This is a genomic window from Frigoribacterium sp. CF331, from assembly GCF_057787905.1.
Genome location: NZ_CM173545.1, coordinates 2,842,446 through 2,856,900, shown reverse-complemented (window position 1 = coordinate 2,856,900; position 14,455 = coordinate 2,842,446). Strand labels below are relative to the sequence as shown.

The window sequence follows — 14,455 nt, the reverse complement described above, 5'->3', positions numbered from 1 at the left end:
GCCGGCGATGTCCTTCGTGATCCCCCGCCCCACGTCGACCAGCTTCTCGCTGCTGACCGTCTGCACGGGCAACATCTGCCGGTCGCCGCTGACCGAGCTCTACCTGCGGCGCGGCCTCGCGTCTCTCGACGACGTGTCGGTGTCGAGCGCGGGCACCATGGCGGTCGACGACGACGTCATGCCCGACCAGGCCAGGACTCTGGCCCGGTCGCTCGACCTCGACCCGGTCGGGCACCGCGCGCGGTTCCTGTTCGAGCGCGACGTGCGTGACGCCGACCTCGTCGTCGCCCTCGCCCGCGAGCACCGTCGCGCCGTCGTCTCGATGCACCCGCGGGCCAGCCGCTACACGTTCACGTTGCGCGAGGCCGCTCGCCTGGCCCGGGACGTGACCGACGGACAGCTGGCGGACGCCCTGCCGCCGGACGCGTCGACCGTCGCCGACCGGTTGCGGGCCACCGTCGCCCTGCTGGCCTCGCGCCGGGGCTCGGTCGAGGCCCCGGACGACCCGACGGACGACGACGTCGTCGACCCGTACCGTCGGTCGGACGAGACGTTCGCCGAGTCCGGGCGCCAGCTGGTGCCGGCGGCCGACGTGCTCGTCGACCTGCTGACCCGGGCAGCCGCCCTCGACGGGGGTGGCCGCTGATGCCCGACGCCCGCCGCAAGCGCGGCTCCCGGGCCTCGGCCCGTCGCCGGTTGGCCGTCGTGGGCATCGGGGCCTTCGTGCTCGTCGACCTCGGGCTGGTCGCGCTCGCGCTGACCCGCGAACCGTCCGGCCTGGCTGCGGACGCCGGGCCGGCCGCCACCTCGTCGGCGGCGCCGGTCGAGACCCAGCCGGCGGCCTCCCCCAGCGCCACTCCTTCCGTCCAGGCCGACGCCGAGGCACCAGCGAGGCTGCTGTCGGCCGTGGACGGCGACACCGCCTGGCGCGCCGAGGCCGGGACGTGCACCCCCGGCACCCGGGCCACGCCACCGTCGCTCGAGCTGACGACGACGGCCGGTGGCACCTGGACGCCCACGTCGGTCTCGACGGAGACCTCACCAGCCGGCGTCGACCGTCTCGAGGCCACGGACTCGACGACGGCCTTCGTCGTCGGACCGGCCGGGTCGACCTGTGCCCCGGCCTTCACGCAGACCTTCAGCGGCGGTGCCGCCTACGCCGACTACCCGGACCGGCTGGCGGGGTCGTGGTACGTGGCCCGGACCGACCGGGGCACCGTGCACTCCCCCGCGGGTGGCCGGGCCGCCCCGTGCCCGCTCGTGATCGACCTCGCGGTCGTCAGCGACGCCGAGGCCGGCGTGCTGTGCAGCGACCGCACGTTCTTCCGCACCAGCGACGGCGGGGACACCTGGGACGCGGGCACCGTGGTCGACGGTGCCGTCGCGACCACCGCCGACGTCGGCACCTATCTCGTCGCCTCCGTCGGTGCGGTCGATTGCGAGGGCACGGCCGTGTCGGTGCCGTCGTCGACGCCGGGTGCGGCCGCGACCCGGGTGGGTTGCGCCCCGTCCACGTCCGGGACGCCCGGAGCGGTCGCCTTGTCCGCCGGCACGGACGCCCTGTGGCTGTGGGCCGACGACACCGTGCTCATCTCGGGCGACGGGGGCGTGACCTGGTGATCGACCGGTTCATGGAGTCCCCGACGCGGCGCACGGCCCTGCAGGTGGTGCTCGACGGCGTGTCGTGGGTCGTCGCCGTCGTCTTCGCCGTGTCGCTGCGATACGACTTCACGTACGACGCGGTCACCTGGGGTGCGGTGCTCGTCGTCTGCGCCGTGACGGTGGCCCTGGGCGCCGCCCTCGGCTACGCGACCGGGCTCTACCGCCGACGGTTCGTCCCGGGCAGCTTCGCCGAGGTGCGGACGATCATGTCGGTCGTCGTCGTCACGGGGCTCGTCGTGGGCCTCCCGGTGCTCGTCTTCGGCACGGACATCATGCTCGCGCGCAGCACGATGTTCATCGCCATGCCGGTCGCGTTCGTCTTCATGGGCGCCCTGCGGTACGTGGCGCGCCTCTACGTCGAGACCCAGCGCCGACCGGGCGACACCGCCCAACCGACCCTGATCTTCGGCGCCGGCCGTCTCGCGAACCACCTCATCCGTCGGATGCTGAGCGACCCGGAGTCGCCCTACCTGCCGGTCGGACTGATCGACGACGACCGCACGCGGGCCGGACTCCGGATCGAGGGCGTGCGTGTCCTCGGCACGCGACACGACCTCGTGGCCGCGGCCGAGCGCACCGGGGCGAAGGCCATCATCGTCGGCATCGCGAAGGCCGACGCGCCGTTCTTGCAGGACGTCACCGACCGGGCGGCCGAGGCCGGGCTGCGCGTCATGGTGCTGCCCCTGCTCGACGAGATCCTCGAGGGCAAGTCGCGCCTCGGCGACGTGCGCGACATCGCGATCGAGGACATCATCGGCCGCCACCCGGTCGACACCCAGGTCGAGTCGATCGCGGGCTACCTGGCCGGCAAGCGCGTGCTGGTCACCGGCGCCGGAGGCTCGATCGGCAGTGAGCTGTGCCGCCAGATCGCCAAGTTCGACCCGGCCGAACTGATCATGCTCGACCGAGACGAGACGGGGCTGCAGCAGTCGCAGCTGTCGATCTCGGGCAACGGCCTGCTCGACTCGCGCGAGGTCGTGCTGGCCGACATCAGGGACCCGGAGGCGCTGCGGGCGATCTTCGCGGACCGTCGCCCCGAGGTGGTCTTCCATGCGGCGGCGCTGAAGCACCTGCCGATGCTCGAGCAGTACCCCGACGAGGCGTGGAAGACGAACGTGCTCGGCACGCAGAACGTGCTGGACGCCAGCAAGGCGGTCGGGGTGACGACCTTCGTCAACATCTCGACCGACAAGGCGGCGAACCCGACGAGCGTGCTCGGTCACTCGAAGCGCCTCGCCGAACGACTGACCGCGTGGACGGCCGACGAGACCGGAGCCCGCTACCTCTCGGTGCGGTTCGGCAACGTGCTCGGCAGCCGCGGCTCGATGCTGCCGGTCTTCACCTCGCTGATCGAGGCCGGCGGCCCGCTGACCATCACGCACCCCGACGTGACGCGCTTCTTCATGACGATCCCCGAGGCGTGCCACCTGGTCGTCCAGGCCGGCGGCATCGGCTCCCCCAGCGAGGTGCTCATCCTCGACATGGGCGAACCGGTGCGCATCCTCGACATCGCCGAGCGCATGATCGCCATGTCGGGCCGCGACATCGGCATCGTCTACACGGGCCTGCGCGAGGGCGAGAAGATGCACGAAGAACTCGTCGGCCTCGGCGAGAGTGACAGCCGACCCGTCCACCCCAAGATCTCGCACACGTCGGTGCCGGCCCTGCACCCCTCCCAGCTCGACGGCGTCCACGCCGGCTCGGGTCCGTGGACCGGCGAACTCGTCATCGAGACCGAACGGAAAGCAACCGAGTGACCGATCGCATCTACATGAGCTCACCCGACGTCGGGGAGCTCGAGCAGCAGTACGTCCAGGCGGCGATGGCCGGCGGTTGGATCGCCCCCCTGGGCCCTGACGTCGATGCCTTCGAGACCGAGGTCGCCGCCCGCGTGGGTGTCGAACACGGCGTCGCCCTGAGCTCGGGCACGGCCGCCTTGCACGTCGCCCTGGTCGCTTGGGGCGTCGGGCCGGGCGACGTGGTGCCGACGTCGTCGATGACCTTCGCGGCGACCGCGAACGCGATCGCCTACACGGGAGCCGAGCCGTACTTCGTCGACTGCGACCCCGAGACGGGCAACATGGACCCGGGTCTACTCGGCGACGTCCTCGACGAACTGACCTCGGCGGGCGAGCGCGTCGGCGCCGTGGTGCCCGTAGACCTGCTGGGCAAGGCCGTCGACTACACCGCCATCACCGAGCTCACCCAGCACCACGGGGTGAGGTTGCTGGCCGACGCGGCCGAGTCGCTCGGCGCCACGCACGCCGGCCGCGCCGCCGGAGCCTTCGGCGACGCGTCCGTCATCTCCTTCAACGGCAACAAGATCATGACCACGTCAGGCGGCGGCATGCTGCTGACCGACGACGGCGGCCTCGCGGCGCGGGTCCGCTACCTGGCGACGCAGGCGCGGCAGCCCGTGGCCCACTACGAACACACCGAGGTCGGCTACAACTACCGCTTGAGCAACCTGCTCGCCGCGCTGGGCCGCGCCCAGCTGACTCGGCTCGACTCGATGATCGCCCGCCGTCGCGAGATGCGCGAGCTCTACGTCGACCTCTTCGCCGAGGTGGACGGGGTCGAGATCTTCGGTCGCGACGGTGACGAGCACGACAACGTCTGGTTGACGTCGGTCCTCGTCGACGAGTCCGTCACCGGGTGGACGACGACCGGGTTGTCAGCCTGGCTGGCCGAGGTGCAGATCGAGTCGCGACCCTTGTGGAAGCCGATGCACCTGCAGCCCGTCTTCACCGCCGCTCGCGCGCGCATCACGGGTGCATCACAGCAGCTGTTCGACCGAGGACTGACCTTGCCGAGCGGCTCCGCCCTCACCGCGGATCAACGCGCACGCGTCGTCGACCGCATCCGTGCCTTCGTGGACGCCGCGTGATGGCCCCCGACGTCGACGAGCGCGTCAAGCGGACCTTCGACGTCGTCGTCGCTGCAGTCGGACTCGCCGCCACCGCGCCGCTGCAACTGGCCCTGGTCGCGGTCGTCGCCCGCAGACTCGGTCGGCCGGTCTTCTTCGTGCAGCCCCGACCCGGCAAGGACGGTCAGGTGTTCGACCTCGTCAAGTTCAGGACGATGCTGCCAGTAGACGAGACCCGCGGACTGATGACCGACGAGGACCGCATGACGGGCTTCGGCGCGCTGCTCCGGTCGACCAGCCTGGACGAGCTGCCCACGCTGTGGAACGTGCTGCGGGGCGACATGAGCCTGGTGGGCCCGCGCCCCCTGTTGGTGCGCTACCTCGACCGCTACTCACCGCGTCAGGCCCGTCGGCACGAGGTGCGGCCCGGTGTCACCGGACTCGCCCAGATCAGCGGACGCAACGCGATCTCGTGGGACGACAAGCTCGAGCTGGACGTCCGATACGTCGAGACGCGCTCGTTCGTCGGAGACCTCCGCATCTTGGCCAGGACGGTGCTGCAGGTCGTGAGCCGTGAGGGCGTGACTGCAGAGGGTTCCGTCACGACAGCAGAGTTCCGTGGTAACACCGAGGCCGTCACGTGACGATGCGGCTCATCGTGGTCGGTGCAGGGGGCTTCGCTCGTGAGGCCTTGGACGTCGTGGACGCCATCGAGCGATCGGCGCCTGGGTCCGTCGAGGTCGTGGGGGTGGTCGACGACGCCCCGAGCACCCAGTCGGTCGACATCCTCTCGCGTCGAGGAATTGCCGTCATCGGCACCGTCAAGGATTTCGTCGAGGGGCGCTTGATCCGTGCGTTCGACACCTACGTCATCGCCATAGGCGACCCGAGAACACGGCTGGCGATCGACGCCGACGTCCCCGAAGGACTTCGCCCCTCCCCCGCCCTGATCCATCCGCAGGCGATCATCGGAACCGACACGATCTGCGATGCCGGCGTGATCCTGTGCGCAGGGGCGGTCGTGTCGGCCAATGTCGTTCTCGGAGCACACACCCACGTCAACCCTCACGCGACCATCGGTCACGACGCGGTTCTGGGACGAGCCGTGTCCGTGAACCCGGCAGCGGTCGTATCGGGCGGAGTCGTCGTCGGCGACGGCGCTTTCCTCGGAGCTGCTTCCGTGGTCCTCCAGGGACTCGAGGTCGGGAACGGTGCGATCGTAGGTGCTTCCGCTTGCGTGACGCATGACGTCGAACCCGGCCGAACGGTCGTGGGGGTACCTGCCCGATGAACACAGATCGGAAGTCCGCCACGCTTCGCGTGCTCATCGTCACTCAGTACTTTCGGCCGGAGCGAGTGTCCATCCCAGTCACCCTGGCCGACGAGTTGAGCCGTCGTGGGCACCACGTCGAAGTCCTGACGGGGTGGCCCAACTACCCGGAGGGGAAGATCTTCGCCGACTACCGCCAGCGTCTTCGACACACTGAACGTCAGGGCGACCTCATCGTCCACCGAGTCCCCCTTCTCATCAGCCACAGCACCTCCGCCGTCGGTCGTCTGCTGAACTACGCGTCTTTCGGGGTGACCTCGGCGGTTCGGCTCGGCATCGGCAAGAGACCCGACGTCGTCTACGTCTATGCGACACAGATGACGGCCTCCGTCGGTCCTGCGCTCTGGTGTCGGCTCTTCGGTACGCCCTACGTCCTGCACGTCCAAGATCTCTGGCCCGAATCCATCACCGGTTCCGGCATGCTCCCCGGTCGCTTGACGGTCGTCGTCCGCCGAGTCCTCACCCCCTGGTTGACACGGACCTACCGCCGGGCGGCCCACGTCATCGCCATCGCGCCCACGATGCTCTCCACCTTGCGCGCGCGAGGGGCCGAGACGGCTGCCTCATCTGCCATCTTGAACTGGTCTCCGCAAGACGTCATCGATGACGGTGCTTCTGACCTTTCGGTCGCCGACTCGACGTCCACGACAATCACCACGTTCGCTTATGCCGGCAATCTCGGGGAACTGCAAGACCTTGGCGTCCTGATCGAGGCCTTCATCCAATGTGCCGATCTGGCCGACGTCGAGTTCGTCGTCGCGGGCACTGGCGTGCTGGAGACGGAGCTGATCGAACAGGCGAAGAGACACCCGGAGGCGCCCATACGGTTCCTGGGCCGTCTCGACGCCTCGGGCATGCGGGCGCTCAACGCCCGAAGTGACTTCCAGTTCGTCACGCTCAAAGCCTTGGACGTCTTTCGCGGCACCATTCCGTCGAAGCTCCAGAACTCCCTTGCTGCCGGCGTACCCGTCATCACGACCGTGCACGGAGACGTGACCGAGCTCGTGGAACGTGAGCAGATGGGGCTGACGGCTCGACCGTCGGACCCGAAGTCACTCGCAGACGCGATCCGCCGGGCGGCAGAGACCACTGCGGCCGAGCGAGCGGCCATGTCACGACGGTCGCGGTCCTTCTACGAACGACACATGTCGGAGTCAGCAGGCGTGTCCGCCATCGAGGCCGTCCTGCAGGCTGCAGCGAAGTCGCCTGAGCCTGACATCGAAGCACAGCGAATGAGGAACGAGAACCGAGGATGACCAATACATCGACCGACGACTACGCCGGAAAGACCGTGCTCATAACGGGTGGCACCGGCTCGTTCGGACGCACGGTTGCCCAGAAGCTGCTGTCGAACGACGTGGCGCAAGTTCGCATCCTCAGCCGGGACGAGGCGAAGCAGGACCAGATGCGTCATGATCTCGGCGACCCACGCGCGCGCTTCTACGTCGGCGACGTGCGGGACTACCTGAGCGTCGAGCGAGCGACTCGCGACGTCGACTACGTCTTCCACGCAGCCGCGCTGAAGCAGGTTCCGTCGTGCGAGTTCTTCCCCATCGAGGCCGTCAAGACCAACGTGCTCGGCAGCGAGAACGTCGTGCGCGCGAGCGAGGCAGCCGGGGTGTCGTCCCTCGTGTGCCTGAGCACCGACAAAGCCGTCTATCCCGTCAACGCCATGGGCATGAGCAAGGCGATGATGGAGAAGGTCGCGCAGTCGCACGGTCTGAACAACCCGAACGCCGTCACGACTGTGTCGTGCGTCCGCTACGGCAACGTCATGTATTCGCGCGGGTCCGTCATCCCGTTGTTCATCTCGCAGCTCAAGTTGGGTAAGGATCTCACCGTCACCGACCCGGGCATGACGCGGTTCATGATGTCGCTCACGGCGTCGGTCGACCTCGTCGAGCACGCCTTTCGCAACGCCAGACAGGGGGACCTGTTCATTCGCAAGGCCGCCGCCTGCACGATCGGCGATCTGGCTCAAGCAGTCGTCAACATCTTCAAGAGCGACCGCCGCGTCGTCGTGATCGGGACGCGTCATGCCGAGAAGGTCTCGGAGGCGCTGGCCAACCGCGAAGAATTGTCGCGGGCCGAGGACATGGGCGATTACTTCCGCATCTCGGCCGACAAGCGCGACCTCAACTACAGTGCTTTCTTCGAAGAAGGCGACCCACGGCAGGTCGAGTACACCGATTACGACTCGCACACGGTCGACCGTATGACCGTGCCCGAAGTCGAACGGATGCTCCTCTCGCTACCTGAGGTCCGCGTCGAGATGGCTCTTGCGGGCATCGCGGTAGAGGAAGCCCTCTGACATGAAGGTCGCGATGACAGGGGCTGGTGGCTTTCTCGGCTGGCACACGCGCGCCTACCTCCACTCGCTTGGCGAAGACGATGTCCGCACGTTCACCGTCGGCGAGCATTTCGACGTCCCCCGGGCGACCGAAGCTGTCTCGGGTACCGACCGGCTCGTCCTCATTGCGGGAGTGAATCGCGGTACCGACGAAGAGGTCCGTGCCGGCAACGTCCTGTTCGCCGAACAGGCTGCCCATGCCGTGCGCGCTGCCGAGGTGGCGCCCCTCTGCATCGTCTTCGCCAACTCCACTCAGGTCGGCAACGGTTCGACCTACGGTGCGGCCAAGCAGGAGGCGGCACGCATCATCCGCGACGCGGCCGAGGATGTCGGAGCACGGTTCATCGACGTGCAGCTACCGAACCTCTTCGGTGAGCACGGCCGCCCCTTCTACAACGCCGTGACGGCGACGTTCTGTCATCTGCTCAGCCGTGGGGAAACCCCCTCGGTCGTTGTCGATCGTGAATTGAACCTGCTCCATGCACAACATGCCGCCGAGGCGCTCCTCGGCGTCGTCGATGCCGAAGACGTACTCGCCAGGTCGACGACCACGACGGTCTCGGGCTTGCTGGCGACCCTCTCGCGGTGCGCCTCGGCGTACGCCAAGGGCGACGTGCCCCTGTTAGCGTCCGATTTCGATCGCGATCTGTTCAACACGTACCGCTCTCATGCGTTCGAGGCCGCACACGCCATTCCCCTGATGCAGAACACCGACGACCGGGGCAGCTTCACCGAGGTGATCCGATCGCACGGTGGATCGGGCCAGACGTCGTTCTCGACGACAGCGCCGGGTGTCACGCGAGGCCAGCACTTCCATCGGCGCAAGATGGAGCGCTTCACGGTGCTGGCCGGCTCGGCCGACATCCGCCTCCGCCGCCTGTTCTCGGACGACGTCGTGACGGTCTCGGTTGACGGCGACCACCCTTGCTCGGTCGACATGCCGACGTTCTGGGCGCACTCGATCACCAACACAGGCGACGACGTGCTCTACACGATGTTCTGGTCGAACGAGATCTTCGACCCCGAAGCCCCCGACACCATTCCGGAGACCGTATGACCACCACCGCCCCTCGTCTCAAGGTCGTGACCGTCGTCGGCACGCGCCCAGAGATCATCCGACTGTCGGCCGTCATCAAGCGCCTCGACGAACACGTCGACCACGTCCTGGTGCACACCGGTCAGAACTACGACTACGAGCTGAACGAGGTCTTCTTCGAAGATCTCGGGCTGCGTCGGCCAGATCACTTCCTCGAGGCCGACACGAGCAGCCTCGGAGCCGTGCTGGGCAGCATCCTCGTGTCGATCGAGAAGGTGCTCGTCGACGAGCGACCAGACGCCTTCCTCGTGCTCGGCGACACGAACAGCAGCATCTCGGCGGTCATCGCCAAGCGGATGAAGATCCCGGTCTTCCACATGGAGGCCGGCAACCGCTCGTTCGACGAGAACGTGCCCGAAGAGACGAACAGACGACTCGTCGACCACGTGGCCGATTACAACCTCGTCTATTCCGAGCATGCGCGGCGCAACCTGCTGGCGGAGGGCCTGCACCCGTCACGAGTCATGCTGACCGGTTCGCCCATGCGGGAAGTGATCCAGCAAAACCGAGCAGGCGTCGCTGCGAGCACAGTGCTCGAGGCGGAGCAACTCACCCGCGAGGGGTACTTCCTGGTCAGCCTTCACCGAGAAGAGAACGTGGACAACGCTGCGCGCCTCGAATCCATCCTGCGCGGTCTGGAACGATTGGGCACACTGCATGGACTGCCTGTACTCGTAAGCACCCACCCGCGAACGAGGAAGCGTGTCGATTCATTGGGTTCTCGCTTCTCGGGATTGAGCTTCCACAAGCCTTTCGGCTTTCACGATTACCTCGCGTTGCAGTCCTCCGCCGCGCTGGTGCTGTCCGATAGTGGGACGATCGCCGAAGAAGCGTCTGTTCTCGGCTTCCCAGCTGTCACGTTGCGCGACGCAATCGAAAGACCTGAAGCACAAGATACCGGTAGCATTCTCCTGACGGGAGCGGACGAGGAGTCGATCATCCGGACTTCCGCTTACGCTTTGAGCACGAAGGGCGAAACTGCTGCTCGTGCCGACACGCCGGCGGCTTACATCGTCGACAACACGTCGCACCGGGTCGTCTCGATGATCCTGTCAACCACACCGTCGCACCACCACCGACTCGGCATCCGGGGAACCGGCTCATGACCCCGTCAGGCGCGCTCGTATCCACCGTGCGCTTCGCACGGAGGTTGACTTTCGGGATCAGCTCATTCGGACGGGCTCGGTGGGGCAAGAACTTCGTCATAGGACCGCGCGCCCGTTCAGCACGTTCGGGCAGTTTCACGGCCGGTTCGCGGGTCAACATCGGAGCCGATTTCGTTAACCACGCCAAACTCAGCGTAGGAGATGACGTAATGATCTCTTCACACGTAGCCATCGTGGGAAACGACCACCCCTTCGACGCCTCAGATCGTACGATCCAAGAGTTCCCCTCGTCGCCACCGGCGACAGTTGTTCTCGAGGGTGACAACCTCATCGGCTACGGCACGATCATCTTGGGGCCCGTCACCATAGGCCGAGGCACCGTGGTGGGCGCTGGCTCGCTCGTCACCCATGATCTGCCTCGTGATGTCGTCGCCTACGGTAGGCCGGCAGTGGCGAAGAGGTCTCGCAGAGGTCACCTGTGACGCGCCCTCTTCGCCTTCTGGTCGTCTATCCATTCCTCGTCCATTACCGGTACGGAGTTTTCAGCGAGCTCGAAAAGACCGACGGTCTCGAGGTGACGTTCGTATCTGGCACCCTCGGGCGAGCCGGCATAGAAAGCACGCCACCCTCTATGGTGGATCGTCACAAAAGAGCAGAGACGATCTACGCCGGACGATTTAGCTGGCAGGGCGCTTCGATTCGCATCGCGATGTTCGGGAAGTACGATTCGGTCGTGTTCCTCGGCGACGCTTGGTCGATCAGCACCTGGCTCGCGGCCGTCGCGGCTCGTCTTCGCCGAAAGACTGTGTTCTTCTGGACGATTGGTTGGCACAGGCCCGAGACCGGCGTCTTGCGCTTGTTCCGGCTCACGTTCTACAAGCTCGCGAATGAACTCTTCATCTACGGGAATACAGGCCTGGCTCTCGGCGTCGCAATGGGCTACCCGGAGCACAGGATGACGGTCATCTACAACAGTCACCACAGTTCGAAGCAGCTGACCACGTCGTCGTCTGCTGTGGGGCTGCGCCTTGGTCCGACCAGCGACGCCACGATCGGCGCCATCGTGCGCTTGACCCCCCCCAAACGCCTCGATCTCCTCATCCGAGCAGCCGCGTCGCTCGCTGACCGTGGACGCCCCGTCAGAGTGGTGCTCGCGGGGGAAGGCCCTGAACGCACAGCTTTGACCGACCTGGCTCGAGATCTCGGAGTCCACATCGAATTTTTGGGTGCCGTATACGCGCAACAGGACATCGAGTCCATTTACGAGTCGTTGGACGTCACCGTGCTTCCCGCTGCGGCAGGGCTGACCGTGATTCAGAGCCTGGCTCACGGTGTGCCCGTCGTCACAGACGACGACATCTACGGGCAGATGCCCGAAGCCGAAGCAGTCATCGACGGCGTCACGGGAGCTCGATACCCGCGTGATGACGTCTCTGCCCTGGCTGACGCAATCTCAATCTGGGTCACGAAGAAACGCCAGTCCCCCGCGGCGGTGACCCGTGCGGCACAGGATGAAGTTCAGAGCAGATGGACGCCAGAAGCGCAGGCCCTCCGCATTGCCTCGCGTGTCAAGGCACGTCAAGTGGTTGCCCGATGACCAAACCGACGACCGACAAGCCACGACAGCCTGCGCTGGCGTTGGCTCTGCTCTTGGCGGGTCTAGGAAATCTCGTCATCCCTGTCGTCCTCCAGGACCTGCTGCCGACGGACTACCTGCTCTTGACCCTGGTCCTCTGCGGCCTAGTCATCCTCTACCAGTTCCGCCTCGTTCTCGCGCGAGCCGGTATGTGGTGGCCTGCCGTCGCTTTCTCGGTCGCGTGCATCCCCGGATTTCTTGTGGGTCCCCCGACGGCCTACGGGCTGACCAAAGCTCAGGCCATTCTGGTGATCGTCATCTTGTTCGTCGCCTGCGCCGCGGTCAGGCATCCGCCGACCTTCATCAGGAACTTCACCGTGGCTGCCATCATCGTCGGCGCATTTTTCAGCGTGGCAGCCCAAGTCTTCGGTTCCCAGGACGTCGGCGGGCGTCTCGTCTTCTTGGGGCTGAACCCGATCGGCATAGGACGCGTCGCGGGATTCGTGCTGGTAGTGACGCTGACGCTGGTCATCGTTCGCGTCGTCAGAAGTCCCCTCCTCGTTCTCGGAGCCGTCGTCACAGCCACCGTCACAGCGGTCGGAGTCGTGGCGACGGGGAGCAGAGGTCCCCTGGTCGCCGCTGCGGTGGCGCTCGCAGGTCTCGTGTTCTTCCTGGCGCGCACTAAGCGTCTGGCGCCGAGGACGACCATCCTGATCGTGCTCTCCGGTGTGACGGCAGTGGCTGCGATCGTCTTCTCTGACAGTGCCGGTCTGACACGTCTGACCACCGCGTCGGATTCTGGCCGATCGGACCTCTACACCGAGACCCTCCACCTAGCTCTCGCCAACCCCATGGGTATCGGTTGGGGACGACTGGGTCAGTTCATCGTCGACTTCAGGGCCATAGATGAAGAGAGTCTCTACGCTCACAACGTGTTCCTGGAGATCCTCGTCGAGGGCGGAGTCTTCGCCCTCGTGGCGGTCACGGCGCTGTTCGCTGCCTGCTTCGTCCAGGCCTGGCGGGCAGCCAAAGTGGATTCGTGGTTCTCGGTGATCTTCGTCGTTCTCCTCTACACGGTCGCCAGTGCGCAGTTCTCCAGCGACATCGTCGGAAACCGACTCATGTGGCTGTACATGGGCTTTTCACTCATGGCCGGCTGGTGGGTCACGAGGACGACGTCAGACGTGACGTCGTCGCAACAATTGGTGAGACCGCAACGAGCCGCACGGCGTAGGCCCGCACGAGCGCCACGGTGAAGCGGCAGTTCATCTGGGTCGCCGGGGGTCGGGTCCTTGCCGCTGTGCTCCAGGCTGCGATTCTCGTGTTGTTGGCCCGTTCCACCGACCCAGCGACATTTGGATTCTTCTCAGCCGTGTTCGGCATCGGCGTCGTCCTGCAGAACGCCTTCGACCTGGGGCTCGGCACGTACGTCGTCAGGGAAAGGGCGAACGAACCGCACAGCGGGAAGATATCGACGGCTCTCCGCATCAACAACGCGACATCGATCGCCATGGGCACCTTCGCGATCTTCGTCCTCTGCTGTCTGTCGATCGCGACCCCCCTGACCCTCTGGGTCTTCATTCCACTGGCGGTGGCGATGGCCGCAGAGCGCAACGCCGACGTGCGGTTGGGAGTCGCGTTGGCCGACGGCGATGCTCGTGTGAACACGCTGAACCTCGTAGGTCGGCGCACCGGCACGATCCTCGTCTTCTTTGTCCTCGTTATCCCTGCGAACGCTGAGCCGGTCCTCGCCTACTGTCTGGCAGCCGCCCTGGCGGGACTCGTGTCCGTCGCCGCAGCCCACGGCTACGTTCGTCGGCATATCGATCCCTTCGTAACGCGGGCGGGATGGCATGAAACGCTCACGGCATCGTGGCCCTTCTACATGAACTCCTTCGCAACCCAGTTCCGTAATCTGGACACCACGTTGGTCGCGGCATTCGCCGGACCTGCGCAGGGCGGCTTGTACGCCGCTGCTGCACGACTGACCGGGCCACTGCGCATCCTGCCGACGTCCTTGGCGGCTGTCCTGCTTCCGAATGCGACGCGGGCCAACGAAGTGTCCGTCAGGCGCCGGAGCCTCGCGCTCACGCTTTACGTCGTCCTTGTGATGACCCTCGTCTACGGCGTCCTGGCCCTCATCGTTCCCTGGGGCATTCCCGTCGTCCTGGGACGGTCGTACAGCGCGTCGATTCCTGCCCTGCAGATCGTTCTCGTCGGACTCGTCTTCGCTGCGGGTTCGTCGTTGCTGAGTGCGTCGCTCCAGGGCTGGGGCGACGCTCCCTACGTGGGCATGGTTGCTGCCACGACGAGCGCACTGTGCCTCGTCTCCGTCTCGATAGGCGCGGCGGTCGGCGGTGCGAAGATGGCGGGCGCTGGGCTCGCGCTGTCCTTCCTGGTCCAAGCGATCGGCCTCTCCGTTCGGCTACCCCGCCACCTTCGTACGACCAAGAACCCCTAGGAAGATTT

At 66.4% G+C, this 14,455-nt stretch carries 13 protein-coding genes; all 13 read left to right on the top strand.

Annotated elements, in window-relative coordinates:
• The first annotated feature begins 7 nt into the window (after positions 1-7).
• The 13 genes from AC3CCI_RS13255 to AC3CCI_RS13195 all read left to right on the top strand — a co-directional run bounded on the left by AC3CCI_RS13255 (position 8) and on the right by AC3CCI_RS13195 (position 14,447).
• Positions 8-646, top strand: coding sequence for an arsenate reductase/protein-tyrosine-phosphatase family protein (locus AC3CCI_RS13255; protein WP_488627467.1), 639 nt, complete (start codon positions 8-10; stop codon positions 644-646).
• A complete protein-coding gene (locus tag AC3CCI_RS13250; protein ID WP_488627466.1) occupies positions 646-1,620 on the top strand; it encodes a hypothetical protein in 975 nt (324 codons plus the stop codon). The genes AC3CCI_RS13255 and AC3CCI_RS13250 overlap by 1 nt, the downstream gene beginning before the upstream one ends.
• A gap of 11 nt (positions 1,621-1,631) precedes the next feature.
• On the top strand, positions 1,632-3,419 hold the full coding sequence (locus AC3CCI_RS13245; RefSeq protein ID WP_488627465.1) for a polysaccharide biosynthesis protein: 1,788 nt from the start codon (positions 1,632-1,634) through the stop codon (positions 3,417-3,419).
• Entirely contained in the window at positions 3,416-4,549 is a 1,134-nt protein-coding gene (locus AC3CCI_RS13240; protein ID WP_488627464.1) for a DegT/DnrJ/EryC1/StrS family aminotransferase, read from the top strand. The genes AC3CCI_RS13245 and AC3CCI_RS13240 overlap by 4 nt, the downstream gene beginning before the upstream one ends.
• On the top strand, positions 4,549-5,172 hold the full coding sequence (locus AC3CCI_RS13235) for a sugar transferase (protein WP_488628693.1): 624 nt from the start codon (positions 4,549-4,551) through the stop codon (positions 5,170-5,172). Before AC3CCI_RS13240 ends, AC3CCI_RS13235 begins: the two co-directional genes overlap by 1 nt.
• Positions 5,173-5,174: 2 nt before the next feature.
• Positions 5,175-5,819 (top strand): NeuD/PglB/VioB family sugar acetyltransferase, encoded by a 645-nt coding sequence (locus tag AC3CCI_RS13230; RefSeq protein ID WP_488628692.1) that lies wholly within the window; start codon positions 5,175-5,177, stop codon positions 5,817-5,819.
• 29 nt (positions 5,820-5,848) lie between these two features.
• Positions 5,849-7,114, top strand: a complete 1,266-nt coding sequence (locus AC3CCI_RS13225) for a glycosyltransferase family 4 protein (protein ID WP_488627463.1) — start codon at positions 5,849-5,851, stop codon at positions 7,112-7,114.
• Positions 7,111-8,169, top strand: coding sequence for an SDR family NAD(P)-dependent oxidoreductase (locus tag AC3CCI_RS13220; protein ID WP_488627462.1), 1,059 nt, complete (start codon positions 7,111-7,113; stop codon positions 8,167-8,169). Before AC3CCI_RS13225 ends, AC3CCI_RS13220 begins: the two co-directional genes overlap by 4 nt.
• A 1-nt stretch (position 8,170) precedes the next feature.
• Complete coding sequence (locus tag AC3CCI_RS13215) at positions 8,171-9,265, top strand: polysaccharide biosynthesis C-terminal domain-containing protein (protein ID WP_488627461.1); 1,095 nt, start codon at positions 8,171-8,173, stop codon at positions 9,263-9,265.
• The gene (gene wecB, locus AC3CCI_RS13210; RefSeq protein ID WP_488627460.1) at positions 9,262-10,410 is read left to right on the top strand and encodes a non-hydrolyzing UDP-N-acetylglucosamine 2-epimerase; all 1,149 of its coding nucleotides are present in this window, start codon (positions 9,262-9,264) and stop codon (positions 10,408-10,410) included. The genes AC3CCI_RS13215 and wecB overlap by 4 nt, the downstream gene beginning before the upstream one ends.
• Before the next feature lie 478 nt (positions 10,411-10,888).
• Complete coding sequence (locus AC3CCI_RS13205; protein ID WP_488627459.1) at positions 10,889-12,007, top strand: glycosyltransferase family 4 protein; 1,119 nt, start codon at positions 10,889-10,891, stop codon at positions 12,005-12,007.
• Positions 12,004-13,242 carry an O-antigen ligase family protein gene (locus tag AC3CCI_RS13200; RefSeq protein WP_488627458.1) on the top strand — a complete coding sequence of 413 codons (1,239 nt, stop codon included), beginning with the start codon at positions 12,004-12,006 and terminating at the stop codon, positions 13,240-13,242. Before AC3CCI_RS13205 ends, AC3CCI_RS13200 begins: the two co-directional genes overlap by 4 nt.
• Positions 13,239-14,447, top strand: a complete 1,209-nt coding sequence (locus tag AC3CCI_RS13195) for a lipopolysaccharide biosynthesis protein (RefSeq protein ID WP_488627457.1) — start codon at positions 13,239-13,241, stop codon at positions 14,445-14,447. Before AC3CCI_RS13200 ends, AC3CCI_RS13195 begins: the two co-directional genes overlap by 4 nt.
• The last annotated feature ends 8 nt before the right edge of the window (positions 14,448-14,455 follow it).

What these genes read in the sequence shown, in the direction of transcription:
- AC3CCI_RS13230 (WP_488628692.1), top strand. Translation starts at nt 5,175, where the DNA reads ATGCGGCTCATCGTGGTCGGTGCAGGGGGCTTCGCTCGTGAGGCCTTG.
- AC3CCI_RS13220 (WP_488627462.1), top strand. Translation starts at nt 7,111, where the DNA reads ATGACCAATACATCGACCGACGACTACGCCGGAAAGACCGTGCTCATA.
- AC3CCI_RS13235 (WP_488628693.1), top strand. Translation starts at nt 4,549, where the DNA reads ATGGCCCCCGACGTCGACGAGCGCGTCAAGCGGACCTTCGACGTCGTC.
- wecB (WP_488627460.1), top strand. Translation starts at nt 9,262, where the DNA reads ATGACCACCACCGCCCCTCGTCTCAAGGTCGTGACCGTCGTCGGCACG.
- AC3CCI_RS13250 (WP_488627466.1), top strand. Translation starts at nt 646, where the DNA reads ATGCCCGACGCCCGCCGCAAGCGCGGCTCCCGGGCCTCGGCCCGTCGC.
- AC3CCI_RS13215 (WP_488627461.1), top strand. Translation starts at nt 8,171, where the DNA reads ATGAAGGTCGCGATGACAGGGGCTGGTGGCTTTCTCGGCTGGCACACG.
- AC3CCI_RS13200 (WP_488627458.1), top strand. Translation starts at nt 12,004, where the DNA reads ATGACCAAACCGACGACCGACAAGCCACGACAGCCTGCGCTGGCGTTG.
- AC3CCI_RS13245 (WP_488627465.1), top strand. Translation starts at nt 1,632, where the DNA reads ATGGAGTCCCCGACGCGGCGCACGGCCCTGCAGGTGGTGCTCGACGGC.
- AC3CCI_RS13255 (WP_488627467.1), top strand. Translation starts at nt 8, where the DNA reads ATGTCCTTCGTGATCCCCCGCCCCACGTCGACCAGCTTCTCGCTGCTG.